21 protein-coding genes are annotated in these 24,132 nt (G+C 69.9%); 3 read left to right on the top strand and 18 right to left on the bottom strand.

The features are described 5' to 3' along the window. Positions 1-89 precede the first annotated feature (89 nt). The 10 genes from lepB (ACFY16_RS28570) to proS all read right to left on the bottom strand — a co-directional run bounded on the left by lepB (ACFY16_RS28570) (position 90) and on the right by proS (position 8,086). The gene (gene lepB, locus ACFY16_RS28570) at positions 90-1,079 is read right to left on the bottom strand and encodes a signal peptidase I (RefSeq protein ID WP_390650058.1); all 990 of its coding nucleotides are present in this window, start codon (positions 1,077-1,079) and stop codon (positions 90-92) included. Next, positions 967-2,061 (bottom strand): signal peptidase I, encoded by a 1,095-nt coding sequence (gene lepB / locus ACFY16_RS28575; RefSeq protein WP_390650059.1) that lies wholly within the window; start codon positions 2,059-2,061, stop codon positions 967-969. The genes lepB (ACFY16_RS28570) and lepB (ACFY16_RS28575) overlap by 113 nt, the downstream gene beginning before the upstream one ends. Then, on the bottom strand, positions 2,054-2,812 hold the full coding sequence (lepB, locus tag ACFY16_RS28580; protein WP_390650060.1) for a signal peptidase I: 759 nt from the start codon (positions 2,810-2,812) through the stop codon (positions 2,054-2,056). Before lepB (ACFY16_RS28580) ends, lepB (ACFY16_RS28575) begins: the two co-directional genes overlap by 8 nt. Before the next feature lie 81 nt (positions 2,813-2,893). Next, positions 2,894-3,244, bottom strand: coding sequence for a 50S ribosomal protein L19 (gene rplS / locus ACFY16_RS28585; protein WP_067026952.1), 351 nt, complete (start codon positions 3,242-3,244; stop codon positions 2,894-2,896). Positions 3,245-3,378: 134 nt separating this feature from the next. Continuing rightward, on the bottom strand, positions 3,379-4,212 hold the full coding sequence (trmD, locus tag ACFY16_RS28590) for a tRNA (guanosine(37)-N1)-methyltransferase TrmD (protein WP_390650061.1): 834 nt from the start codon (positions 4,210-4,212) through the stop codon (positions 3,379-3,381). Then, positions 4,209-4,754, bottom strand: coding sequence for a ribosome maturation factor RimM (gene rimM / locus ACFY16_RS28595; protein ID WP_390650062.1), 546 nt, complete (start codon positions 4,752-4,754; stop codon positions 4,209-4,211). The genes trmD and rimM overlap by 4 nt, the downstream gene beginning before the upstream one ends. A 118-nt stretch (positions 4,755-4,872) precedes the next feature. Then, on the bottom strand, positions 4,873-5,112 hold the full coding sequence (locus ACFY16_RS28600) for an RNA-binding protein (protein ID WP_014176063.1): 240 nt from the start codon (positions 5,110-5,112) through the stop codon (positions 4,873-4,875). 2 nt (positions 5,113-5,114) lie between these two features. Further along, the gene (gene rpsP, locus ACFY16_RS28605) at positions 5,115-5,534 is read right to left on the bottom strand and encodes a 30S ribosomal protein S16 (protein WP_390650063.1); all 420 of its coding nucleotides are present in this window, start codon (positions 5,532-5,534) and stop codon (positions 5,115-5,117) included. Positions 5,535-5,806: 272 nt separating this feature from the next. After that, positions 5,807-6,409 carry a hypothetical protein gene (locus ACFY16_RS28610; RefSeq protein WP_390650064.1) on the bottom strand — a complete coding sequence of 201 codons (603 nt, stop codon included), beginning with the start codon at positions 6,407-6,409 and terminating at the stop codon, positions 5,807-5,809. Positions 6,410-6,670: 261 nt separating this feature from the next. Next, positions 6,671-8,086: a proline--tRNA ligase gene (gene proS / locus ACFY16_RS28615; protein WP_390650065.1), complete on the bottom strand. Its 1,416-nt coding sequence runs from the start codon at positions 8,084-8,086 to the stop codon at positions 6,671-6,673. 206 nt (positions 8,087-8,292) lie between these two features. Between proS and ACFY16_RS28620 the strand changes: the two genes are divergently transcribed. Next, positions 8,293-9,150: an SAM-dependent methyltransferase gene (locus ACFY16_RS28620; RefSeq protein WP_390650066.1), complete on the top strand. Its 858-nt coding sequence runs from the start codon at positions 8,293-8,295 to the stop codon at positions 9,148-9,150. Positions 9,151-9,185: 35 nt separating this feature from the next. Here ACFY16_RS28620 and ftsH read toward each other — a convergent pair whose 3' ends face one another. The 6 genes from ftsH to ACFY16_RS28650 all read right to left on the bottom strand — a co-directional run bounded on the left by ftsH (position 9,186) and on the right by ACFY16_RS28650 (position 19,025). Continuing rightward, positions 9,186-11,123, bottom strand: coding sequence for an ATP-dependent zinc metalloprotease FtsH (gene ftsH / locus ACFY16_RS28625; RefSeq protein WP_390650067.1), 1,938 nt, complete (start codon positions 11,121-11,123; stop codon positions 9,186-9,188). A gap of 94 nt (positions 11,124-11,217) precedes the next feature. Continuing rightward, on the bottom strand, positions 11,218-12,768 hold the full coding sequence (gene ffh, locus ACFY16_RS28630) for a signal recognition particle protein (RefSeq protein WP_390650068.1): 1,551 nt from the start codon (positions 12,766-12,768) through the stop codon (positions 11,218-11,220). 220 nt (positions 12,769-12,988) lie between these two features. Continuing rightward, positions 12,989-15,442, bottom strand: a complete 2,454-nt coding sequence (locus ACFY16_RS28635; protein ID WP_390650069.1) for a [protein-PII] uridylyltransferase — start codon at positions 15,440-15,442, stop codon at positions 12,989-12,991. 25 nt (positions 15,443-15,467) lie between these two features. Continuing rightward, positions 15,468-15,806 carry a P-II family nitrogen regulator gene (locus ACFY16_RS28640; RefSeq protein WP_003997576.1) on the bottom strand — a complete coding sequence of 113 codons (339 nt, stop codon included), beginning with the start codon at positions 15,804-15,806 and terminating at the stop codon, positions 15,468-15,470. Next, on the bottom strand, positions 15,803-17,146 hold the full coding sequence (locus ACFY16_RS28645; RefSeq protein WP_390650070.1) for an ammonium transporter: 1,344 nt from the start codon (positions 17,144-17,146) through the stop codon (positions 15,803-15,805). Before ACFY16_RS28645 ends, ACFY16_RS28640 begins: the two co-directional genes overlap by 4 nt. 397 nt (positions 17,147-17,543) lie before the next feature. Beyond that, positions 17,544-19,025 carry a hypothetical protein gene (locus ACFY16_RS28650; RefSeq protein ID WP_390650071.1) on the bottom strand — a complete coding sequence of 494 codons (1,482 nt, stop codon included), beginning with the start codon at positions 19,023-19,025 and terminating at the stop codon, positions 17,544-17,546. A 455-nt stretch (positions 19,026-19,480) separates the two neighbouring features. Between ACFY16_RS28650 and ACFY16_RS28655 the strand changes: the two genes are divergently transcribed. Then, positions 19,481-20,146: a bifunctional DNA primase/polymerase gene (locus tag ACFY16_RS28655; protein ID WP_390650072.1), complete on the top strand. Its 666-nt coding sequence runs from the start codon at positions 19,481-19,483 to the stop codon at positions 20,144-20,146. Between the two features lie 114 nt (positions 20,147-20,260). Here ACFY16_RS28655 and ftsY read toward each other — a convergent pair whose 3' ends face one another. Next, positions 20,261-21,466 carry a signal recognition particle-docking protein FtsY gene (ftsY, locus tag ACFY16_RS28660; protein ID WP_390650073.1) on the bottom strand — a complete coding sequence of 402 codons (1,206 nt, stop codon included), beginning with the start codon at positions 21,464-21,466 and terminating at the stop codon, positions 20,261-20,263. Between the two features lie 168 nt (positions 21,467-21,634). Here ftsY and ACFY16_RS28665 point away from each other — a divergent pair, with 168 nt between their 5' ends. Continuing rightward, positions 21,635-22,606 carry an LLM class flavin-dependent oxidoreductase gene (locus ACFY16_RS28665; RefSeq protein ID WP_390650074.1) on the top strand — a complete coding sequence of 324 codons (972 nt, stop codon included), beginning with the start codon at positions 21,635-21,637 and terminating at the stop codon, positions 22,604-22,606. A gap of 79 nt (positions 22,607-22,685) precedes the next feature. On the opposite strand, the gene ACFY16_RS28670 is transcribed toward ACFY16_RS28665, so the two are convergent. Beyond that, entirely contained in the window at positions 22,686-24,104 is a 1,419-nt protein-coding gene (locus ACFY16_RS28670) for a sugar porter family MFS transporter (protein WP_390650075.1), read from the bottom strand. Positions 24,105-24,132 lie beyond the last annotated feature (28 nt).

Here is a 24,132-nt window from a genome sequence, read left to right on the forward strand (position 1 = left end):
CGGCGGTACCGAGCCGGGGCAGCCCTTCCTCCGCGACCAAGGTCACAAGCTCCACAGCGGCTTCACCGGGCGGGCGGGACGCCAGTGCCTCAGCGGCTGTCGGACGCGGCCCGCGCGGCCCGCCTGCGGCGCCACACCGCGAGCGGCACCACACCGACGAGGGCGATTCCCTGCGGCGCGACCGTCAGGGACGTGGCGCCCGAGGACCGGTCGTTGATGCCCGTCTGGTCGAAGGTGTCCGGGACGGGCAGCGTGCCCCAGCGGTTGATCGGCCAGGCCTTGACGATGGCACGGCCGACGACCTGGTCCACGGGGACCATGCCGTGGTTCTTGTCGTTCTGGTTGTAGCGCGAGTCGCGCGAGTTCTGCCGGTGGTCGCCCATGACCCAGATGTAGCCCTTGGGCACCTTCACCTTGAACTGGCCGCCCTGGTCGTCGACCGTGCACGGTGTGTTGCCGGCGTACACGAACGACTTGTCGTCCAGGGCCTTGCCGTTGACCTTCAGCGGGCCCGTGCCGTTGCACTCCACGGTGTCGCCGCCCACGCCGATGACGCGCTTGATGAGGTCCTTCTCCTCCGCGGACGGCATCAGGCCGATCCAGCTCAGGAAGGTCTGCAGGGCGTTCGGGTTGGCCGTGGGCTCACCGGCCAGCCAGTTGTCGGGGTCGTGGAAGACGACCACCTCACCACGCTCGGGCTCCGAGCCGAACCAGGGGGTGAACTTGTCCACCAGGACGCGGTCACCCTGCTGGAGGGTGTTCTGCATCGAGTCGGAGGGAATCGAGAACGCCTGCACCAGGAACGTCTTGATCAGCAGCGCGAGCACCAACGCGATGCCGATCAGGATCGGCAGCTCCTTCCAGAAGGAGCGTGGCTTGCGCGGCCCGGACGCGGAGCCGCCCGATCCGTGGTCCTCGGTCCGGTTCTGCTCGTCCGTCGCCTTGCCGTCGTCGGTCGCTCCGGCGTCACTCCCGGAGGTCACGGCGCCGTCCGCGGCCGGGACGGCGGCTTCCACGGGGCGTCCGCGGTGCTCCTCGCCGTCGTGTCCGGACCGTGCGCCAACCGCCACATCCCCCACGCCAACTCCTCACTCTGTGCCGCTGCCTGCCCCATAGACGGTGCAGGCCCACCACTCCCATAACGAGCGGGAGTTCCGCAGGGGTCGGGAGTTGGATCGTTCCGTTCGGATCGTCTGGAGCAACCCTATGCGACAGCTGGGGAGCTGCGGCTGTCCCGGAAGCCGAGTCGGACACGGAAGAGAAGGTTTGCGGTTCCTTGAGACTGTTCCAGTGGCCCAGCGGCCATGCGATGACCATGGCGCGGCCCACCACCTCGTCCTCGGAGACGGTGCCGCCGTAGTCGGTGTTCTGGTGCGAGCGGGAGTCCGCGGAGTTGGCCCGGTGGTCGCCCATCACCCAGAGCCGCCCCTCGGGGACGACGATGTCGAACTCCGTGTTCGACGGGGCGTTCCCCGGATACAGATAGTCCGCCTCGCTGAGGGGTACGCCGTTGACGGTCACCCGCCCCTGCGTGTCACAGCACTTGACGTGGTCCCCGCCGACACCGACGACCCGCTTGATGAGGTCCTTCTCGTTGTCGGACGGGAGCAGGCCGATGAAGGTGAGCGCCTCCTTGACCTGCTTGACGACGACGGGATCGTCCTTCTTCGTCGTGGTCGTCTCGTCCTTCAGCCAGCCGCCGGGATCCTTGAACACCACGACGTCCCCGCGCTGCGGCTTGGAGCCGAACCACGGGGTGAACTTGTCGACCAGCACGCGGTCGCCGATGCGGATCGTCTGCTCCATCGAGCCCGACGGGATCACGAACGCCTGCACGAGGAAGGTCTTCAGGACCAGCGCTATGAGGACGGCCACGCCCACGAGGAGAGGTATCTCCTTGACCGCGCCACTCCTGCGGCGCCGCTTGACCTTGCGCTGGAGCTTGCGCCGCTCGGCGCGGCTGCGACCACCGGACGGGCTGGCGGCGCGCCGTGCGCCGGTGGGCAGGAGGTTGTCGGCGGCGCTGCCCGGGACACCGCGTGGCCTGCCGCGGTTACCCATGCGCGCCCGCCGCTTTTTCCGGCTCGTTCGCCTCCGCGGCACTCCAGCCTTCGGCGGCGGCCACGCGCGCGTACGCACCGGGGCGCTGCAGGCGGGTGAGGTGGCCGGCCGGCCAGATGATCCAGTCGGCCCGGCCGATCACGTCGCCCACGGGGATCATGCCGCCGCCGGGCGAACCCAGATGGTCGCGGGAGTCGCTGGAGTCGCTGCGGTGGTCACCCAGGACGAACAGAGTGTCGTCGGGCACGTCCACGTCGAAGGACACCGTGGACGGGCTGTCACCGGGGTACAGGAACGTCGACTCGTCGACCGACCTGCCGTTCACCTGGATCCTCCCCTCCTTGTCGCAGCAGACCACATGGTCTCCCCCCACACCCACAACGCGCTTGATGTAGTCGGCATCCCCGAAGTAGCCGGTGCCGTCGAACACAACGACGTCGCCGCGCTGCGGCCGGGCACCGAAACGGTACGCCAACTTATTTACGAGAACGCGGTCCCCGATCCTCAACCCGTTTTCCATGGATCCGCTGGGAATCTGGAACGGTTGCACCACGAAAGTGTTGAGGATCAGCAAAAACAGCAGACAGACCAGCAGGCTCAAAGAGATCCGTCCGCCGGGCAGCCACTGGGTGATCCGCGACACCAACGAGAAACGCGACCGTCCCTCCGGCCCCTCTGTGTCCGGGATCTCCTGGGATCCGGAAGGGCGGGAGGAGCGGTCGCGCTCCGTCGGCTGTGCTTCGGTGTCCATCGGAGCCAGATGCTATCCGGCTCCGCTTTGGCACCTTCTTACTGGCTCGCTCGCCTACGGCTCACGACCAGCGACACGCGATCAGTTGTCGCGCTTCTCCTTGATCTTCGCCGCCTTGCCGCGCAGGTCGCGCAGGTAGTACAGCTTGGCGCGACGCACGTCACCACGGGTGACGAGCTCGATCTTCTCGACGATCGGGGTGTGCACCGGGAAGGTGCGCTCGACGCCGACGGAGAAGGAGACCTTGCGGACCGTGAAGGTCTCGCGGACACCGGCGCCCTGGCGGCGGATCACAACGCCCTTGAACTGCTGCACACGGGAGCGGTTGCCCTCGATGACGCGCACGTGGACGTTGACGGTGTCACCCGGACGGAAGGCCGGGACGTCGCTGCGCAGCGACGCGGAGTCGACGGAGTCGAGCAGGTGAGACATTTCGTCTGCTTTCTTCGGTGATGCCACAGGTCATCAACGGAAGCTAGGTGTTCTGGATGAGAGTCGTGCGCGTCGGGACGAGCGTCGTGTCCCCCTGTGGCAGGGGCGCAGGCCGGACGACGCACAACAGCGGCCTATTCTTCCACGCCCTGTGGCCTGCGCCAAAATCGGCCGTACGGCTCTCCCGCCGGATCCGGTGACCAGCCCAGGATGGACAGCATCTCGCGGTCCTTCTTGTCGAAGGCCGTGGGGTCGCAGCGTTCGATGAGGTCGGGCCGGTTGGCCGTCGTACGCTTCAGGGCCTCGTCGCGGCGCCAGCGGGCGATCTTCCCGTGGTGCCCGCTGAGCAGCACCTCCGGGATTCCGCGGCCGCGCCACTCGGGCGGCTTGGTGTAGACGGGGCCCTCCAGGAGGTTGGCCATCGCCCCGGGCGCGAAGGAGTCGTCCCGGTGGGACTCGGCATTGCCGAGCACGCCGGGCAGCAGCCGCGCCACGGCTTCCGTGATGACCAGTACGGCCGCCTCGCCGCCGGCCAGGACGTAGTCTCCGATGGACACCTCGTAGACCGGGATCCGGGTGGCGTACTCGTCGATGACACGACGGTCGATGCCCTCGTAGCGGGCCGGCGTGAAGATCAGCCAGGGGCGCTCGGAGAGCTCGACGGCGAGTTCCTGGGTGAAGGGCCGGCCGCTGGGCGTGGGCACGATGAGCGCGGGCGCGTGCGCGCCCGTCTCGTAGCCGTCGGCGAGGGCCGAGTCGAGGGCGTCGCCCCAGGGGTCGGTCTTCATGACCATCCCGGGGCCGCCGCCGTACGGCGTGTCGTCGACCGTGTTGTGGCGGTCGTACGTCCAGCCACGCAGATCATGCACGTGCACATTCAGCTGTCCACGCGCGCGTGCCTTGCCGACGAGCGAGACGTTCAGCGGGTCCAGGTACTCCGGGAAGATCGTGACGACGTCGAGCCTCATGCGCTGTCGTCCCTGGAGGAGGCGATCTCGGCGCGGTCGTCGATCAGACCGGGCGGCGGATCGATGACGGCCCGCTGCTCCTCGAGGTCGATCTCGGTGACGATCTCCTCGACGAAGGGGATGAGGACCTCGCTGCCGTCAGGACGCTCCACGATGAAGAGGTCCTGCGAGGGCAGGTGCGAGATCTCGGTGATCCGTCCGATCTCGGTGCCGTCCACCGTGACCACGTCCAGGTCCATCAGCTGATGGTCGTAGTACTCGTCCTCGTCCTCGGGCGACTCCTCGGGGTCGACCTCGGCGATCAGCAGGATGTTGCGGAGCGCCTCGGCGGCGTTCCGGTCGCGTACGCCTTCGAAGCGCAGCAGCAGACGGCCGCTGTGGACGCGGCCCGTCTCGATGGTCAGCGGGCCGGCCGAGGCCGGGTCGGTGGCCAGGACGGCGCCGGGTGCGAGCCGCAGTTCCGGCTCGTCGGTACGTACCTCGACGGTGACCTCGCCCTTGATGCCGTGGGCGCGGCCGATCCGTGCGACTACCAGCTGCACTGTGCTTGATCTCCTGTCAGACGACTCATACGACGGGCCGGGCGACGTCGGCCGATACGACGTCGGGCCGGGGACGGCCCAGTGGCCCTCCCCGGCCCGAGCCGGTGCTGCGAATGCGTCAGCGGACTTGGTCCACGTCGACGAGGTCGACGCGGACACCGCGACCGCCGATGGCGCCCACGACGGTGCGCAGGGCGCGTGCGGTGCGGCCGTTGCGGCCGATCACCTTGCCGAGGTCGTCCGGGTGGACCCGGACCTCGAGCACACGCCCGCGACGCAGGTTGCGCGAGGCGACCTGCACATCGTCGGGGTTGTCGACGATGCCCTTCACGAGGTGCTCGAGAGCCTCCTCGAGCATGCTCAGGCCTCGGTCGACTCGGACTCGGCCGAAGCCTCGTCCTTCTTCTCAGCCTTCTTCTTCTGGGTGATGGCCTCACCCTTGCCCTCGTCGTCGCCACCGAGGGCGTCGAACGACGGGCGCGCGGCCTTCGGCTCGGCCACGAGCAGCGGAGCCGGGGCGGGCTCGCCCTTGAACTTCTGCCAGTCGCCGGTCTTCTTCAGAATGGCGAGCACGGGCTCGGTCGGCTGGGCGCCGACGCCGAGCCAGTACGCCACACGGTCGGCGTCCACCTCGATGATCGACGGGTGGTAGGTCGGGTGGTACTTGCCGATCTCCTCGATGGCCCGGCCGTCACGGCGGGTGCGGGAGTCGGCGACGACGATGCGGTAGTGAGGCGCACGGATCTTGCCCAGACGCTTCAGCTTGATCTTGACTGCCACGGAAGTGGTGTCTCCTGGTCTTGACGTGGTTGGGCACGGCGAGATGGCCGCGTGGGGTTGCGGTACCCGAGTGCCCGATGGACGCGTCAGCCGGAGGAGAGAGGGGTCCTGTGCGGCTGTCGAGTACAGCTAGCCATTCTGCCACACCCTGGGGGGCGCTTCCGGCCGAGGGGCGCTGGGGCATGCCCGAGGGGCACCCGGCGTCGGCCTGACCCTACGTCGGGTGCACAACCCGCGTCGCCTGGACGCGGCCGCCACGAGCAGCCGCGTCCTCAGCTTGCCGCCGCGCCCACGATCTCGGGAATCCGGAAGGGCTTCCCGCAGCCCCCGCACACGATCGGCGCCTGGGCCAGTACGGACGGGACGACCCGGACGTTGCGGCCGCAGTCGCAGACCGCCTTCACGCGCACCCCACCGCCGGAGGAGCCGTGGCGGGCGGCCGGGCCGCGGAAGGCCTGGGTCGTGTCGGCGGACGTGGCGGCCGTGTGCGCCTTCAGGGCGCGCTGGAGACGCTCCATGGTCGGGCGGTAGCGCCGCTTGGCCTCGGGGCTGAGCGTGACCAGCGAGAAGCCACTGCTGGGGTGCGGCTCCTCGGGGTGATCCAGGCCCAGCTCCTCGGCGATCGCGAGGAATCTGCGGTTGTGGTAGCGGCCCGCACGGGAGGTGTCGCGGACGCCACGAGCGGCAGCGATGCCGTGGACTGCTTCGTGGAGCAGTCGCTCGAAGGAGAGCTCGTGCCCGCACGCGGACGACGACTCCCCGATCAGGGACTCTGGCGCGGCAAGGTCGGGCAGCTCGGGGTGGTGCCGCTGAATGTCGGCCCACGCCTCTGCCAGCTCTGCGGCGAGAACAGGTGGTGTCTGTGTCGTGCTCACGTAATGACAACGAGCCGGAGTGCCCGTGTGTTCCGATTCCGGGCCATCCCAAATAATTTGCACGTACCCGTCAGTTGCCGCTGATGCGTCCTGACGAGGGCGGGTGCGCTGATCTGCGGAGAAGCCTCACAGCTCATGCCAAGGTGGTGCGTAGTCTGACGTACGCCCCGGCGCGTAGACGATGTCCACGCGCCGCAACATGTGTGATCCGCGGATGCGCAAGAGGCGTTTCGGTCGCTCTCGTACCCGGAGGGCGCTGCTTCAGTAAGCGCGCGCGACGATCGCGACGTTACCGGGCGCGTCGCCCTCGTCCGGCACCGACCCGTCCTCGGCGACCAGACACCGTACGGTCACGGCGTGGTCGGCCAGCCTGGTCTCGCCTGCTTCGCCGAGGGTCGCCCACGGGATGCGCGCCCAGCCGCCGGCGGTCGCGACCTCGACGACCTCCTCGACCGTCGACACCTCGGAGGTACGCGACTCACGGCGCTCGCGGGACTGGCGCAGCAGCAGCTCCTGGTCCTCTTCGAGGACCTTGGGGAGGACCTCGACAAGGGTGTCGATCGCCACCGGCTCCTTGCCGCCGGGGATGCGACGGGCGAGCATCGCGGTGCCGTTCTCCAGGTCACGGGGGCCGATCTCGATGCGGACGGGCACGCCCTTGAGTTCCCAGTCGACGGCGCGGCGGCCGAACGGGGTGTCCGTACGGTCGTCGACCCGGACCCGGATCCCGGCCGCCCGCAACTGATCGCCGAGCTCGCGGACCTTGGCCAGAACCGCCTCGTCGCCCTTGATCGCGAGCACGACGGCCTGGATCTGCGCCAGGCGCGGCGGCACCCGAAGGCCGTGGTCGTCGCCGTGCATCATCACCAGGGCCCCGATCATGCGGGTGGTCGAGCCCCAGGAGGTCTGCCAGACCAGCTCCTGCCGGCCGTCCTTCGACAGGTAGCGGGTGTTGAAGGCCTTGGCGAAGTTCTGGCCCAGTTCGTGGCTGGTTGCCATCTGCAGGGCCTTGCCGTCGCCCATCATGCCCTCGAGTGTGAGGGTGTTGACGGCACCCGCGAACCGCTCCTTGACGGTCTTGCGGCCGGGGACGACGTCCATGGCGAGGACGTTCACCATGAAGTCCTCGTAGACCTTGCGGTGGATGTGGGCGGCGAAGTCGCGCGCCTCCTCGTACGTCGCGTGCGCCGTGTGGCCCTCCTGCCACAGGAACTCCGACGTCCGCAGGAAGAGGCGGGGCCTCAGCTCCCAGCGCACCACGTTCGCCCACTGATTGATCAGCAGGGGCAGGTCGCGGTAGCTCTGCACCCACTTCGAGAAGTAGTCGTTGATGATCATCTCGGAGGTGGGGCGGACGACCGCGGGCTCCTCCAGCTCCTTGCCGCCGCCGTGCGTGACCACGGCGAGTTCGGGCGCGAAGCCCTCGACGTGGTCGGCCTCCTTGGTCAGGTACGACTGCGGGATCAGCAGCGGGAAGTACGCGTTCTGGGCGCCCGTCTCCTTGATGCGGGCGTCCATCTCGGCCTGCATCCGCTCCCACAGCCCGTACCCGTACGGTCGGATCACCATGGTGCCGCGCACCGGACCGTTGTCGGCCAGCTCGGCCTTGGCGATCAGATCCTGGTACCAGCGCGGAAAATCGTCCGCCCTGGGCGTCAGTACGGGTGCCTTTGCCATGGCGAGATGGTACGGGTCCAAGTTGCGGGGGCGTGAATTCTCGCCACACGCGTCGGCAACCCCCAAGCCGGGCTCCGCAACCCCTGGACGGCACCGCGAGCCGGGAGTTTCCTGGCATACGGGGGGAGCACGAGCGCACATCACGGGGTCACGGGGTCACGGATTCGGGCACAGCGACAACTCTCGGCGGATTGGGGAGCTTTCTTATGACACCTACGCTCGTGCGGCAGCACCTGCCTCACACGGGACCGGGGCCCCGTGTGGACCTGTGTGCACGCGCGCGTGACTGGTCCGAGATCCAGGAACGGATGCTGGTTCCGCTCTACGAGGCCGCCTACGAGCGGCTGGAAGTGGGCCCGGCCACGCGGCTGCTCGGCCTCGGCTGCGGTTCCGGGCTGGCCCTGCTGATGGCTGCCTCCAGAGGCGCCTCGGTCACCGGTGTCGAACCCTCCTCCCCCGAACGACTGGCCCTCGCGCGGCAGCGGCTGCTGCCGGCGGCCTGGGACACGCGCGCGCGTGCGGACGTCCGGCTCATCGACGGCTCGCCCGAGGACGCGGCCGACGCGGAAACGCCCGCGTACAACCTGGTGACCGCCTTCGAGCCCAACGGGTGCCTCGCGGGCGACGCGGAGGGGCTGGGTGGACTGCTCGCCGCGGCGACGCCGTTCGCCGGGCGGGGGGTGCCCGTGGTGCTGGCCGGCTGGGGTCCGCCGGAACGCTGCGCCACGTCGTCCGTGCTGCGGGTGGCCGCCAAGCTGGCCGATCCACTGCGCGGCACGGGGAGTTGGCGCCCGGCCCTTCGCGACGACCTGGAGGAGGTCGCCCAGCGCGCCGGCCTCGAGCCGGACGGTTCGGGACGCGTGGCGTGCCCCTTCGGGTACGCCGACATGGACAGCGCGGTGCGCGGACTGCTGTCGACGGGGCTCTTCGACGCGGCCATCACCGCCACCGACCAGGCGCAGGTCGACAAGGAGCTGACGGAGGCGCTGCATCCGTACCGGCGCGGGGACGGGACGGTCTGGATGCCGAACGTGTTCCGGTACCTGATCGCCCGCACCCGCTAGGAGTCGCCCTTCCTGCAGCCGCTGGAGTCGTCCTTCTAGGAGTCGTCCTTCGTCAGCCGCGTGATCCCCGCGATCCGGTACGCGTCGGCCTCCTCCAGCGTCTCGTTCTCCAGCAGCGCCTGCGCCAACGCGTCCAGTTGGCCGCGGTGGTCGCGCAGCTTGTGGCAGGCCTCCTCGTAGCACTCGTCGACGATGCGCCGCATCTCGCCGTCGATCACGTCCAGGGTCTGGGGGGCGGCGGCCAGGCCGTACGCCTGCTGGGCGTCGTTCGGCAGGGCCGAGAGGCGGCCCACGCGGTCGCTCATGCCCCAGCGGGCCACCATCCCGCGCGCGATACCGGTGACCTGCTCGAGGTCGTTCTCCGCACCGGTCGTGACCACCCCGTAGACGACCTGCTCCGCCGCCATGCCGCCGAGGGCGCCGATGATCCGGCCGCGCAGGTACTCCTCGGTGTACGCGTACCGGTCCACCTCCGGCGTCGAGAGCGTCACGCCGAGTGCCCGCCCGCGCGGGACGATGGTGACCTTGCGGACGGGGTCGGCACCGGGTTGCAGCATGCCCAGCAGAGCGTGCCCGCTCTCGTGATAGGCCGTCCTGCGCCGTTCCTCCTCGGGCATCACCAGCGGCCGCTCGGCGCCCAGCTGGACCTTTTCCAGGGCCTCGGAGAGGTCCGTCTGCGTCACCCTGTCCTGCTGACGCTTCACCGCCAGCAGCGCCGCCTCGTTGGCGAGGTTGGCCAGTTCGGCGCCGGTCATGCCCGGCGTGGTGCGGGCGACCTGGGCCAGGTCGACGTCGCGCGCGAGCGGGATCTCACGGGTGTGGATCTCGAGAATGGCCTCCCGGCCGCCCCGGTCCGGCGGTGAGACCTGGACCACCCGGTCGAAGCGGCCGGGACGGGTCAGGGCGGGGTCGAGGACGTCGGCGCGGTTCGTCGCCGCTATGACGATGACGCCCTCCGAGCCGGAGAAGCCGTCCATCTCGGTCAGGATCTGGTTGAGCGTCTGCTCGCGCTCGTCGTGGCCGCCCACGCCGGCGCCGCCGCCGCGCGCCCGGCCGATGGTGTCGATCTCGTCGATGAAGATGATCGACGGGGCGACCTTGCGGGCCTCGGCGAACAGCTCGCGCACGCGCGAGGCGCCGACACCCACGATCATCTCGATGAACTCGGAGGCGGACGCCGAGAAGAAGGGCACGCCCGCCTCGCCCGCCACCGCGCGCGCGAGCAGTGTCTTTCCGGTGCCGGGCGGACCGGTGAGCAGCACGCCCCGGGGCATCTTGGCACCCATTCTCCGGTAGGCGTCCGGGTTCTTCAGGAAGTCGACGACGTCGTTGAGTTCGCCCTCGACCTCGTCGATGCCCGCCACGTCGTCGAAGGTCGTGCGCGTCTGCCCCGGCTCCAGCTCGACCGGCTTGGGCGGCGCCTTGCGGCCGAGCATGCCGCCCGCGCCGCCCATCGCTCCGCGCATCCGTCGTGCGATGAAGATCCACAGCACCACCAGGAGCAGCATCGGCGCCAGCGAGATCAGCAGATTGGCCAGAAAGCTACGGTGCTGGACGACCGGCTCCGCCGTGACGGTGACGTCGTGCCTGGTCAGGTTCTGCCAGAGCTGATCGTCCGCGAAGGACGGCCGCTGGGTGTTGAACTTGGTGTACGTGCCGCCGCCTTCGGGATTGTCCTGCTCTTTCTTGAGCTGCCCCTGGATGGCGTCGCCCTTGGCGTAGATCTTGCTGACGTTGCCCGCCTCGACCTGCTTGCTGAACTGCGTGTACGAGATCGTCGGCTCGTTGCCCTCGTTGAAGAAGGACAGCACCAGGTTGGCGATCAGGTACACGACCAGGGCGGTGAGGACCAGGCTCCACCAGCCGCCGCGTATCTTCTTGCCGCCGGGGGGCGGTTTCTGCGGCTCCTCCGGGGTGCCCTCGGTGCGCCAGGGCTGGTCGGGGGACTTGCGCGGCGGCGCAGGGTTGGTCATATCGGGACGTTACGCCACGAAAGCCGTGTACGCATGCGCGTGTACGGCGCCGGAGGGGACCCCCGACGCCGTACCGGCCGTACCGGAAGGGCTGTCAGCCCATGAACTTCTTGAACTCGTCCGGCAGCTCGAAGTCCTTACCGCCCTGCTGCGGCAGCCCGAAGGCGTTGCCGCCCTGGGCCCCTGCCTCGCGGCGCTGGGCCTCCTCCAGTTCCTGCTGCCTGCGCTTCATCGGGTTGCCGGAACGCTGCTTGCCCTTGGCCTTCTTCGGCTGCTTCTTCGTCCGGCCGGGACCACCACCCATGCCCGGCATCCCGGGCATACCGGGCATGCCGCCGCCCTGGGCCATGCGGGACATCATCTTGCGGGCCTCGAAGAACCGCTCGACGAGGTTCTTCACCGCGCTGACCTCGACACCGGAGCCCTTGGCGATACGGGCGCGGCGCGAGCCGTTGATGATCGTCGGCTCCTGGCGCTCGCCCGGGGTCATCGACTTGATGATCGCGGCCGTGCGGTCGACGTCACGCTCGTCGAGGTTGTTGATCTGGTCCTTGATCTGGCCCATGCCCGGAAGCATGCCGAGCAGCTTGCTGATGCTGCCCATCTTCCGGACCTGCTCCATCTGGGCCAGGAAGTCGTCCAGGGTGAAGTCCTGGCCCTTCTTGGACGCCAGCTTGGAGGCCATCTTCTCGGCCTCTTCCTGGCTGAACGTCTTCTCCGCCTGCTCGATCAGGGTGAGCAGGTCACCCATGTCGAGGATGCGGGAGGCCATCCGGTCAGGGTGGAAGGCGTCGAAGTCGTCGAGCTTCTCGCCGTTCGACGCGAACATGATCGGCTTGCCGGTCACCGAGGCGATCGACAGGGCCGCACCACCGCGGGCGTCACCGTCGAGCTTGGACAGCACGACACCGTCGAAGCCGACGCCGTCCCGGAAGGCCTCCGCCGTGTTCACGGCGTCCTGGCCGATCATCGCGTCGACGACGAACATGATCTCGTCCGGCGAGACCGCGTCACGGATGTCCGCGGCCTGCTGCATCATGTCCTGGTCGATGCCCAGGCGGCCCGCGGTGTCCACGATCACGATGTCGTGGACCTTGGCCTTGGCGAAGTCGATGGAGTCCTTGGCGACCTTGACCGGGTCACCCACGCCGTTGCCGGGCTCCGGGGCGTAGACCGCGACACCCGCGCGCTCGGCGACGACGCTCAGCTGGTTCACGGCGTTGGGACGCTGGAGGTCGGCCGCGACCAGCAGCGGCGAGTGGCCCTGGTCCTTCAGCCACTTGCCGAGCTTGCCCGCGAGGGTGGTCTTACCGGCACCCTGCAGACCCGCGAGCATGATCACGGTCGGCGGCTGCTTGGCGAAGCGCAGGCGCCGGGTCTCGCCGCCGAGGATCGTGACGAGCTCGTCGTTCACGATCTTCAGGACCTGCTGGGCCGGGTTCAGCGCCTTGGAGACGTCGGCGCCGAGGGCGCGCTCCTTGACGTTCTTGATGAACGTACGCACGACGGGCAGGGCGACATCGGCTTCGAGGAGTGCGATGCGGATCTCTCGGGCCGTGGCGTCGATGTCCGCCTCACTGAGGCGCCCCTTGCCGCGGAGATTTTTGAAAGTCGCGCTGAGGCGGTCGGAGAGGGTATCGAACACGGTGGCGTCGGTCCTCGGAGTCGGGAATGGTGTGGGCTGCCCTCCAGGGTATCCGGCCGCACAAGGCAATCGTCCCCGCCTGCTGTTTCCAGCGGACGGGGACGGGCCCCCCGTCGGCTGGGAGCAGGTCGGAAACTCTCCCGGACCGGCTTTCTGCGACCGGACCACCCCCGCAGCGCGGGGATCACACGTCCGCTCAACGCACAAGGCGACCGCGAGGTCACGCCCGCAGCGTCTCCTCCAGCTTCCGCGCCACGGACACCGCCTCGTCCCCGGGCAGCGGCAAGCCCTCCGCGCCGGTGACATAGAACGCGTCCACGGCGTTCGCGCCCAGCGTGCTGACATGGGCGCTGCGCATCCACACGCCCGCGTCTTCCAGGGCACGTCCGATCCGGAAGAGCAGCCCCGGCGCGTCCTGGGCGCGCACCTCGATGACCGTGGCCACCCGGGACGCCGCCGAAGCGACCGTCACGCGCGCGGGGGGCGCGACGACACCCCGGCGGCGCGGGTAGGCGGCGTCGCGCTCGGCGAGGCGGGTCGCGATGTCCAGGGAGCCGTCCAGGGCGCGTACGAGGTCGGCGCGCAGCCGGGCGGCCTGGGGCAGGGAGCCGTACTCCGCGGCCACCCGCCAGTCGAGCAGCAGCACGGAGCCCCCGACGCCGTCCGGCAGCGGCAGGGCGCGCAGCTCGGCCGTGCGGACGGTGAGACGGTGCACGGCCAGGACTCCGGCGACCGCCGGCAGCACGCCCGGCTGGTCGGGTACGGCGATGAGCAGCTCCACACCGAGCGGTTCCGGCTCCTGCGAGCCGAACGGTTCCTGTTCGGCCGGCGGCTCGGTCTGCGCGCGCAGCGCCAGCACCGGCCCGCCCGTGCGGTACGCCTCGACCGCGAGCCGCTCCTGCTCGGCGGTGGGCACGACGGCCTCGGGCTCCGCCGGGTCGTCCCCGGCGAGGACCGCCGCGACCCGCTTCACGAGGTCGGCGACGAGAGATCCGCGCCAGGACGACCAGGCGGCCGGGCCGGTGGCCAGCGCGTCCGCCTCGGTCAGCGCGTGCAGCAGCTCCAGGGTGCTCTGTGTGCCGACCGCCTCGGCGACCGAGCGCACGGTGGCGGGGTCCTCCAGGTCGCGCCGGGTCGCGGTCTCGATGAGCAGCAGGTGGTGGCGTACGAGGGTGGCCAGGACGGCCACGTCCGCGCGGTCGAAGCCGATGCGCGCGGCCACGTCCTTGGCGATGATCTCGCCGGCCACGGAGTGGTCGCCGGGCCAGCCCTTGCCGATGTCGTGCAGCAGGGCGGAGACCAGCAGGAGGTCGGGCCGGCTGACGCGGCGGGTGAACTCGGAGGCGCGGACGGCGGTCTCGATCAGGTGCCGGTCGACGGTCCAGATGTGTACGGCGTTGCGCTGGGGGCGACAGCGCACCCGCTCCCAGTCGGGCAGCAGCCGGGTGATCAGGCCCTCGGCCTCCAGTGCCTCCCAGACCTCGATGGTCGGGTTGCCCGAGCCGAGCAGGGTCACCAGCTGCTCGCGCGCCTCGGCGGGCCAGGGCGTGGGCAGGGGGCGCGCGGTGGCCGCCAGGCGCCGTACGGCGTGCAGGGAGAGCGGCAGGCCGGCCTGCGCGGCGGCGGCCGCGGCACGCAGCGGAAGCACGGGGTCGCGTTCGGGGCGCGCGGCACGGGCGAGCACCACCTCGCCGTCCTGCTCCACCACCCCCTCAGCCAGCGGAGAGCGCTCTGCGACCGGCTTGCCGCCGCCGAGCATGGCGCGCAGACGCGGCCGGACGGCGCGCGACCGCAGCACACGCCCCACTTCGCGCCAGGTGACGTCGCTCGCATACGAAATGACGCGTGCCGCCTCGTACACCTGCCTGAGCAGCGTGTCGGCGTCCAGCAGGCCCAGCTCGGCCGCCACCTGGTCCTGCTCCTGGAGCGCGAGCCGGTCGGTCGAGCGGCCCGTGGTCAGGTGGAGGGCGTCACGTACGTCGAGCAGCCGGCGCCGGGCGTCGGCGAGGCCCTCGCGCGGGGCGTCCGCGAGCCAGGAGGCGGCGACGGCGCGCAGGGCGGTGGCGTCACGGAGGCCTCCGCGTGCCTCCTTCAGGTCGGGTTCCAGCAGGTACTGCAGCTCACCCTGGCGCTCGGCGCGCTCGACGCACAGTTCCTGGAGTTCGGGGAGACGTTTCGGCGCCTGGTTGCGCCAGTCGGCCAGTACCGCCGTCCGCAGGCCGGCCGTGAGTCCGAGGTCGCCCGCGATGTGCCGGGCGTCCAGCAGGCCGAGCTGGACCTTGAGGTCCTCGCCGGCCGTCTTGCGGGCCTCGCCAGGCGTACGGACGGAGTGGTCGAGGGCGAGGCCGAGGTCCCAGACCGGGTACCAGAGGCGGTCGGCCAGCGCGGCGACCGCGCCGGAGTCGCCGCCGTCGTGCAGCAGCAGAAGGTCGAGGTCGCTGCGTGGGGACAGCTCGCCGCGGCCGTAGCCGCCGACCGCGATCAGCGACACCCCTCGCAGTTCCGCGGCGCCCGCGTCGAACAGGCCGGTCAGCCAGTCGTCGGTCAGTTCGGCGAGGGCCGCACGGCGCGGCGGCCCGGACTGCGCCCCCTCGGTGAGGAGGCGCAGCCGGGCCGCCGCGTAGCCGCTGGGTCCCGAGTCCTCTGCTTCCTTGCGCACGTCCGTACTCGTCACCCAGCGACTCCTGTCCGTCTTCTGTTTAGAGCGCGTCCGGGCCGCGCTCGCCGGTACGGACCCGTACGGCCGTCTCGACCGGGAGGGACCAGACCTTGCCGTCACCGATCTTGCCGGTCCGGGCCGCCTTGACGATGACGTCTATCAGCTGTTCGGCGTCGTCGTCCTCGGCAAGCACCTCGATACGGATCTTGGGGACCAGGTCGACCGTGTACTCGGCGCCCCGGTAGACCTCGGTGTGTCCCCTCTGACGACCGTAGCCGCTCGCCTCGGTGACCGTCAGTCCGTGGACCCCGAAGGCCTGGAGGGCCTCCTTGATCTCGTCGAGCCGGTGAGGCTTCACGACGGCGGTGATGAGCTTCATGCGTCCACCTTCTTGCTCGCAGTGTCGGCGACCCCGGCCGGGACGGCGGTCCGGGCGGCACCGCCGCCGGCACCGCTGAAGTCGTATGCGGTCTCGGCGTGCTCCGCCTGGTCGATACCGGCCACCTCGTCGTCCTCGGAGACACGCATCCCGATCGTCTTGTCGAGGAGGAAGGCGAGGATCGCGGAGACGACCAGCGAGTAGGCGAGGACCGCGAAGACACCGGCGCACTGCTTCCAGAGCTGGTCGAACGAGTGGTCGCCGTAGAAGACGCCCGTCGCGGTCGACTGGCCCTTGCCGGTGGCGAAGAAGCCGATGAGCAGGGAGCCGATGACACCGCCGACCAGGTGGACGCCGACGACGTCGAGGGAGTCGTCGTAGCCGAACTTGTACTTCAGGCCGACGGCCATGGCGCACAGCAGGCCGGCGATGGCGCCGACGGCGATCGCGCCGAGCGGGGAGACCGCACCACCCGACGGGGTGATGGCGACGAGGCCCGCGACCGCGCCGGAGGCGGCGCCCAGCGTGGTGAACGCGCCGTGGCGGATCTTCTCGTAGGCGAGCCAGGCCAGCATGGCGGCGGCAGTGGCGACCTGCGTGTTGACGAACATCAGCGCGCCGACGCCGTCGTCGTTGCCGAGCCACGAACCCGCGTTGAATCCGAACCAGCCGAACCACAGCAGACCGGCACCGAGCATGACCAGCGGAAGGCTGTGCGGGCGCATCGGGTCCTTCTTGAAGCCGACGCGCTTGCCGATGACCAGGATCACGCCGAGCGCCGCGGCACCCGCGTTGATGTGCACCGCCGTACCACCGGCGAAGTCGATCACGCCCAGCTCGAAGGCCCAGCCGCCGGCACCCCAGACCCAGTGCGCGACCGGGAAGTAGACGACGGTGGCCCACAGAGCGATGAACAGTGCCCAGGCGCTGAACTTGACGCGGTCCGCGAGGGCACCGCTTATCAGGGCCGGCGTGATGATCGCGAACATCAACTGGAAGACCATGAAGACGAAGATCGGGATGGTGTAACCGTCCCACAGCTCCGTCAGGCCGATGTTGCTGAGGCCGACCCAGTCCGAGTTCCAGCCGATGAAGCTGCCGGAATCGGTGCCGAAGGCGAGGGAAAAGCCGTAGAGCACCCACAGGATGGTGACGATCCCCAGGCTGATGAAGCTCATCATCAGCATGTTCAGGGTGCTTTTGACGCGGACCATGCCTCCGTAGAAGAAGGCCAGACCCGGGGTCATGAGCATCACCAGGGCAGAACAGATGAGCATGAACCCTGTGTTGGCTGCAGACAGCTTTGGCGCTTCTGCGGCAAGGGTGATGGCTGGTGCCATCGGCGTCTCCTCGTCGTTGGTACGGCCCCGTGCGGGCGAAGCCTGAGCGGAATGAGGGGTGGGCCGGTTATGCGCCATGAGATTGGCGCAGCGCGGTTTCGGTCGACGCCCCTCGTTGTTTCGCCGCGGTGACAAGGGCGCCCCGCGTGTTACGCGTCGATGAACCACCGGATTATGGGCGCGAGGATCGTTATCGTGGCGCAACCTTCGATGGTGGGCTACCGCAGTGATCAATTGAGGAACCCCACGGCGCCCGGCCACTTCCGCGGGAGTGGTACGGGCTATGGCGCGCAAAGAGGCAGCAGAAACCGGCCGCGGTCGGCCTTCCGATGACCTGGCTTGGGGGAGCCGAGTCGGGCAGTTCGGGAGGGCCGACCGCGGCCGGGGTTCAGATGACTCAGACCGCCTCTGCGGTCTCCGGCAGCTCGGCCGCGAGCTTCTCGGTCAGGTCGACGATCTCGGCGAGATCCCCGAAATCGCGTACAGCCGTGTCGACGGTCTTTCGAATACGAGTGTTGACGCGCTCGGAACGCACCTTCTTCGCGATCCCCATCGCCTCCTCGGCGAAGGCCGTGCTCTGCTCGGGTTCCCGCCGCAGCAGGTGCACGGTGGCCATGCCGATCAGATTGAGCGCGTACGACCGCTGGTGCTCGGAATCCCGGCGGAACAGTTCGACCGCCCGCTGCATGAGGGGCTCGGCCAGCGAGGCGTAGGCGGGGCTGCGGCCGGCGACATAGGCGAGGTCTCGGTAGGAGTGGGAGTTCTCGCCGTGCAGCTCGGCCTCGGAGAAGAAGCGGATCCAGTCGGGGTCCGGCTCGTCCCACTCGTCGGCGTCGGTGAAGGTGTCCTCGGCCATGCGCACCGCCCGCTTGCACTTGCCGGGCTGGCCCATGTTGGCGTAGGCGCGGGCCTCCATCGCATACAGCATCGACTGGGTGCGCGGGCTCGCGCAGTCGCGGCTGCCGTACTGCGCGAGGTGGATCAGCTCCAGAGCGTCCTCGGGCCGTCCGAGGTGGATCATCTGACGGCTCATGCTGGACAGCACGTACGAGCCGAGCGGCTTGTCGCCCGCTTCCCTGGCCGCGTGCAGCGCGAGGACGAAGTACTTCTGCGCGGTGGGTTGCAGCCCGATGTCGTAGCTCATCCAGCCCGCCAGCTCGGCCAGCTCGGCGGCGACCTTGAACAACGTCCTCGCGGTGGCCTCGGGCTGGGGTTCCTGGAGGAGGTCGGTCACTTCGTGCAGCTGCCCGACGACCGCCTTGCGGCGCAGGCCGCCGCCGCACTGGGCGTCCCACTGCCGGAACATCACCGTGGTGGACTCCAGCAGCTCCAGCTCGGGCCTGGACAGTCGCCCGCGCGCGCGGGCGGCCGGCGCCGACTCGGGCTCGGGCTCGTGCCGCGGGCCGGGGGGCGAGGGCACCAGCCAGCGCTGCATGGGCTCGATGAGGGCCGGGCCCGCGGACAGGGCCAGCGAGGTTCCGAGGAAGCCGCGCCGCGCCAGCATCAGGTCGCTGCGCGAGAACTCGCTGAGCAGGGCCACTGTCTGCGGGCCCGTCCAGGGCAGGTCGACGCCGGACACGGACGGTGACTGCCGTACGGCGCGCAGGCCGAGGTCCTCGACGGAGACGACACAGCCGAACCGCTCGGAGAACAGTTCGGACAGGATTCTGGGGATGGGCTCGCGGGGGTTCTCGCCGTCCAGCCAGCGACGCACCCGCGAGGTGTCCGTCGAGATGTGGTTGGCCCCCAACTGGCGGGCCCGGCGGTTGACCTGGCGCGCGAGCTCGCCCTTGGACCAGCCGCTGCGCACGAACCACGAGCCGAGCAGCTCATTGGGGCGCTTGTCAGCGTTCGTTCCGCTTCCGCCGTTGCCGCCCACTGGAACGCCCCCATCCCTGAGACCACCTGTCGCTGAGTGCGCCAAGCCCTATCAGAATGCCGGTAAATACGGCCTCCCGTCCCCGGGTTCTCACCCTTCGAACGGAAAGCCGAGTTGCCTCCGGCATACCCACGCAGGCATGTGCCTCCAGGCCTCGTGCACTCAAAGTAATCCTACGATCACCCGTCCAGCCACGGCGATCCCCCAAACGCCACCTTTCGCCACCCCTTCGAATGAACTCACGGTGGCCTCCGCGCGATTCACTTGACATAGGACACCCGGGAGTGGCGGAGAAGCGCACACAGGGGCGCGCACCGCCGAGCACACCACCCCGGGAGCTTCAAGGCGCCGCCTGGATCGCGCGGCACCGGGGAGTAGGAATAGACCGAGTCACCCAGAGTGATGACGATCGTCCTTATCGTAACCACCGGTGCGTCGGACCCGTTGGAGGGGGCATGGGCTTCACGATCGGCAGCAGTCGGGGTATCCGCGACATCCGGTCCGCCTCGCGCCGCCGCGGCCGCTCGTCGGAGTGCACCGCCGTGGCCGAGTTCACCGGGCTGTGGGGCTGGGACGTCGTGCCCGGCGCCAGGGCCGCCGGGGGCTCCTGCTCCTGTGGCCGCCCCGACTGCCGGGCCCCGGGCGCGCATCCGCTCGGCTTCGCGTCCGAGGTGCCCGCCGGGGCGACGCTGGACGAGGTGACCGAGGCGTGGGCCGAGGTCCCGGGTGCCGCCGTGATGCTGCCGGTCGGCCGCGCGTTCGACGTCGTCGAGGTGGCCGAGCCCGCCGGGCGCCACGCCCTGGTCCGGCTGGAGCGCATGGGGCTCCCGCTCGGCCCGGTCACCGTCACCCCCGAGGGCCGCGCCCAGTTCTTCGTCGCCCCCGGCGCCGCCGCCGAGCTGCCCGAGCTGCTCTACCGCATGGGCTGGGACGACCCGTCCACCCTCGACCTGCGCGGCCTCGGCCCCGGTACGTACGTCACCGCGCCCCCCTCCGACCGCGGCGGCCTCGGCCCGGTGCAGTGGCTGCGCCCGCCCGCCCTGGACGCGGCCACGAAGCCGCCGGCGGCGCGCCTGCTGCTGGGGACGCTGGCGTACGTGGCGCACCGGTCGCGAGCGTGAGCCGGGTGACCCACAGCGAAGGGCCCCACCGCATCTGCACCGTGCGGTAGGGCCCTTCTTCGATCAGGTACCGGTCTCGGCAGGTGATCAGGTACCGGTTCTGGCAGGTGGGATTCACTCCCCGATAAGGGCATCCACGAACGCCTCCGGCTCGAACGGCGCCAGATCGTCCGCGCCCTCGCCGAGCCCGATCAGCTTGACCGGTACGCCCAGCTCGCGCTGGACCGCGACCACGATGCCGCCCTTGGCCGTACCGTCCAGTTTGGTCAGCACGATGCCGGTGATGTCGACGACCTCGGCGAACACCCGGGCCTGCACGAGCCCGTTCTGCCCGGTGGTGGCGTCGAGGACGAGCAGCACCTCGTCGAGCGGCGCGTGCTTCTCGACGACCCGCTTGACCTTGCCGAGCTCGTCCATGAGCCCGGTCTTGGTGTGCAGGCGGCCGGCGGTGTCGATGAGGACCACGTCGACCCCCATCTCCTTGCCCTCCTTCACCGCGTCGAAGGCGACGGAGGCCGGGTCGCCGGCCTCGGGCCCGCGCACGATGTGGGCGCCGACCCGCTCGCCCCAGGTCTGCAGCTGGTCGGCGGCGGCGGCCCGGAAGGTGTCGGCGGCACCCAGGACGACGGTACGACCGTCGGCCACCAGGACGCGGGCGAGCTTGCCGGTGGTGGTGGTCTTGCCGGTGCCGTTGACGCCGACGACCATCACGATGCCGGGCTTGCGGTCCTCGGGCTCGGTCTTCACGGTGCGGTCGAAGTCGGTGCCGACCAGCGTGAGCAGTTCCTCGCGCAACAGGCCGCGCAGCTGCTCGGGGGTGCGGGTGCCGAGCACCTTCACGCGCTCGCGCAGCCGCTCGACCAGCTCCTGGGTGGGCAGCACGCCCACGTCGGCGGTGAGCAGCGTGTCCTCGACCTCCTCCCAGGTGTCGTCGTCGAGGTGCTCGCGCGACAGCAGGCCGAGCAGGCCCTTGCCGAGGGCGTTCTGCGAGCGGGAGAGGCGGGCGCGCAGGCGCACGAGGCGCCCGGCGGTGGGCTCCGGGATCTCGATCGCGGGAGCTTCGACGACGGGAGGTTCCTCGACCGCGACTCCGGTCGAGCCGCCTTCGGGAAGATCCACCTCCTCTATCGTGCGGCGCGGTTCTTCACGCGGCGTCTCGGCCTCGTCGCCGACGTGCGGCTCGGCCGGAGGGGCGGTGATGTCGGGCGCGGCGGGCGGCGGCGGGGGCAGCGACTTCTTCCGCCGGCTGCCGACGATGAGCCCACCGAGCGCGCCGAGCACGACCACGGCGATGACTACAGCAAGGATGACGATTTCCATAACGCGTCCAGTATCAGCCATGGGCCTCGACCGGACCCAGCTTGTGGTTTCCTCCAAGCCGGCGTGCCGCCTCGCGGACGTACCGGACGTACGACGCCAGGGCATCGCCGTAGCCATCTGACGGAACGTCAGCTACCGTCCCCCTCGCCAACTCGAAGGGGGATCCCCATGCCCGTCACGGTCGTACGTTTCAACCTCGTCGCGCCCGACGCCACCCCCGCCGCGCTGCACGCGCGCCATGCGACAGCCCTGGAGATGGCGAGGTACGCCGACGACCACGGCATCACCACCGTGCAGACCGAGGAGCACCACGGCGTCGCCGACAACTGGATGCCGTCGCCGTTCACGTTCGCGGGCGCGGTGCTCGGGGCGACCCGGCGGCTCGCGGTGACGGTCTCGGCGGTGATCGGCCCGCTGCACGATCCCCTGCGGCTGGCCGAGGACATCGCCGTACTGGATCTGCTGAGCGGCGGCCGGCTGGTGACCGTCGCCGGGATCGGATACCGGCCGGAGGAGTACGCCATGTTCGGGGTGGACTGGAAGCGGCGCGGGCAGCTCCAGGACGAGCTGCTGGAGACGGTCCTGAAGGCGTGGACCGGCGAGGAGTTCGTGTACCGGGGCCGTCCGGTTCGGGTGGCCCCGCGGCCCTGCTCCGACCCTCACCCCTTGCTGCTGGTCGGCGGCTCCTCCAGGGCCGCCGCCCGCCGGGCCGCCCGCCTCGGGCTGCCCTTCTTCCCCAGCGCGCACCTGCCGGAACTGGAGGCGTACTACAAGGACCGGCTCGCGGAGTACGGGACGGAGGGGTGGACGATGATGCCGGGCGCCGAGACACCGTTGCTGCATGTCGCCGAGGATCCGGACCGGGTGTGGGCGGAGTACGGCGAGCACTTCCTGCACGAGGCGCGGACGTACGCCTCCTGGCAGTCCGGCGAGATCCGCTCGGCGGTGAAATCTGCGGCCACGACGGTGGAGGAACTGCGCGCCGAGGGGGTGTACCGCGTTCTGACGCCGGACGCGTGCGCGGCACAGGGTCTGGACAACCTCGTCCTGCACCCGCTGGCCGGCGGGATGCCGGTCGAGGAGGGGTGGCGCAGCCTGCGGCTGTTCTGCGAAGACGTACTGCCCCGGCTCAGCAGCTGAGCCGGGGCAGTACGTCTTACGGGTACGAGGAGAGGGGCAGCGGGGGGTTTGGCCCTTCTCCCCGAGCTTGCGGGGCGGGTCAGCCCATCTCCTCCAGGGCCTTGCCCTTGGTCTCCTTCACGTACTTCAGGACGAACGGGATGGAGAGCGCGGCGAAGACCGTGTAGATCACGTAGGTGCCGGAGAGGTTCCAGTCGGCCAGCGACGGGAAGCTCGCGGTGATGGCCCAGTTGGCGATCCACTGCGCGGAGGCGGCCACGCCCAGGGCTGCGGCGCGGATCCGGTTCGGGAACATCTCGCCGAGGAAGACCCAGACGACCACACCCCAGGACAGGGCGAAGAAGAGGACGAAGATGTGGGCGGCGATGAGGGCGGTCCAGCCCTGCGCGGCCGGCAGCTTGCCGTCGACCAGGTCGAACGAGAAGGCCCAGGCCTCCAGCGCGAGGCCGATCACCATGCCGACCGAGCCGATGAGGGCCAGCGGCTTGCGGCCGACGCGGTCCACGAAGATCATCGCGATCACGGTGCCGACGATGTTGATGATCGACGTCGTGAAGGAGTAGAAGAACGAGTCCGCCGGGTCGACGCCGACCGACTGCCACAGCGTCGAGGAGTAGTAGAACGCGACGTTGATGCCGACGAACTGCTGGAAGACCGACAGGCCGATGCCGACCCAGACGATCGGCTTGAAGAAGAAGGAGCCGCCGAGCAGGTCCTTGAAGGTCGACTTGTGCTCGCTCTTCATGCCGTGCTCGATCTCGGCGACGCGGGCGTCGAGGTCGATCTTGTCGCCCTCGACCTCGGCGAGGATCTCACGCGCCCGCTCGTGCTTGCCGACGGAGATCAGGAAGCGCGGGGACTCGGGGATCGCGAAGGAGAGCAGGCCGTAGAGGATGGCCGGGATCACCATGACGCCGAGCATGACCTGCCAGGCCTCCAGGCCCATGATCTTGCCGCGCTGGTCGCCGTCGGCGGCGTTCAGCAGACCCCAGTTGACCAGCTGCGAGAGGGCGATGCCGACGACGATCGCGGCCTGCTGGAAGGAACCGAGACGGCCGCGGTACGCGGGCGGGGCGACCTCGGCGATGTAGGCGGGGCCGATGACCGAGGCCATGCCGATGGCGAAGCCACCGACGACACGCCAGAAGGCGAGGTCCCACAGCGCGAAGGGCAGCGCCGAACCGACGGCGCTGATGGTGAACAGCACGGCGGCGATCTGCATGCACCGGATGCGGCCGATGCGGTCGGCTATCCGGCCGGCGGTCGCGGCACCGATGGCGCAGCCGATCAGCGCGATGGCGATGACCTGGGCCAGGGCCGCGGATCCGACGTCGTAGCGGCCCCGGATGGCTTCGACGGCGCCGTTGATCACGGAGCTGTCGTAACCGAACAGGAAACCGCCCATCGCGGCCGCCGCCGCGATGAAGATGACGTGCCCGAGATGATCGGGATGAGCCGTCCTGGCTCCTGACTTGGGTGCCTGCGCAGTGCTGGTCACGTGTACTCCTCGGGCCACCGGCCTCGCT

It is taken from the genome of Streptomyces sp. NPDC001315 (genome assembly GCF_042896175.1).
Taxonomy (GTDB): domain Bacteria; phylum Actinomycetota; class Actinomycetes; order Streptomycetales; family Streptomycetaceae; genus Streptomyces.

Coding starts and splice junctions, on each gene's coding strand:
- lepB (WP_390650059.1), bottom strand. CDS start 2,061: ATGGGTAACCGCGGCAGGCCACGCGGTGTCCCGGGCAGCGCCGCCGAC.
- lepB (WP_390650060.1), bottom strand. CDS start 2,812: ATGGACACCGAAGCACAGCCGACGGAGCGCGACCGCTCCTCCCGCCCT.
- rplS (WP_067026952.1), bottom strand. CDS start 3,244: ATGTCTCACCTGCTCGACTCCGTCGACTCCGCGTCGCTGCGCAGCGAC.
- trmD (WP_390650061.1), bottom strand. CDS start 4,212: ATGAGGCTCGACGTCGTCACGATCTTCCCGGAGTACCTGGACCCGCTG.
- ACFY16_RS28600 (WP_014176063.1), bottom strand. CDS start 5,112: ATGCTCGAGGAGGCTCTCGAGCACCTCGTGAAGGGCATCGTCGACAAC.
- proS (WP_390650065.1), bottom strand. CDS start 8,086: ATGGCAAAGGCACCCGTACTGACGCCCAGGGCGGACGATTTTCCGCGC.
- ACFY16_RS28620 (WP_390650066.1), top strand. CDS start 8,293: ATGACACCTACGCTCGTGCGGCAGCACCTGCCTCACACGGGACCGGGG.
- ftsH (WP_390650067.1), bottom strand. CDS start 11,123: ATGACCAACCCTGCGCCGCCGCGCAAGTCCCCCGACCAGCCCTGGCGC.
- ACFY16_RS28640 (WP_003997576.1), bottom strand. CDS start 15,806: ATGAAGCTCATCACCGCCGTCGTGAAGCCTCACCGGCTCGACGAGATC.
- ACFY16_RS28645 (WP_390650070.1), bottom strand. CDS start 17,146: ATGGCACCAGCCATCACCCTTGCCGCAGAAGCGCCAAAGCTGTCTGCA.
- ACFY16_RS28655 (WP_390650072.1), top strand. CDS start 19,481: ATGGGCTTCACGATCGGCAGCAGTCGGGGTATCCGCGACATCCGGTCC.
- ftsY (WP_390650073.1), bottom strand. CDS start 21,466: ATGGAAATCGTCATCCTTGCTGTAGTCATCGCCGTGGTCGTGCTCGGC.
- ACFY16_RS28665 (WP_390650074.1), top strand. CDS start 21,635: ATGCCCGTCACGGTCGTACGTTTCAACCTCGTCGCGCCCGACGCCACC.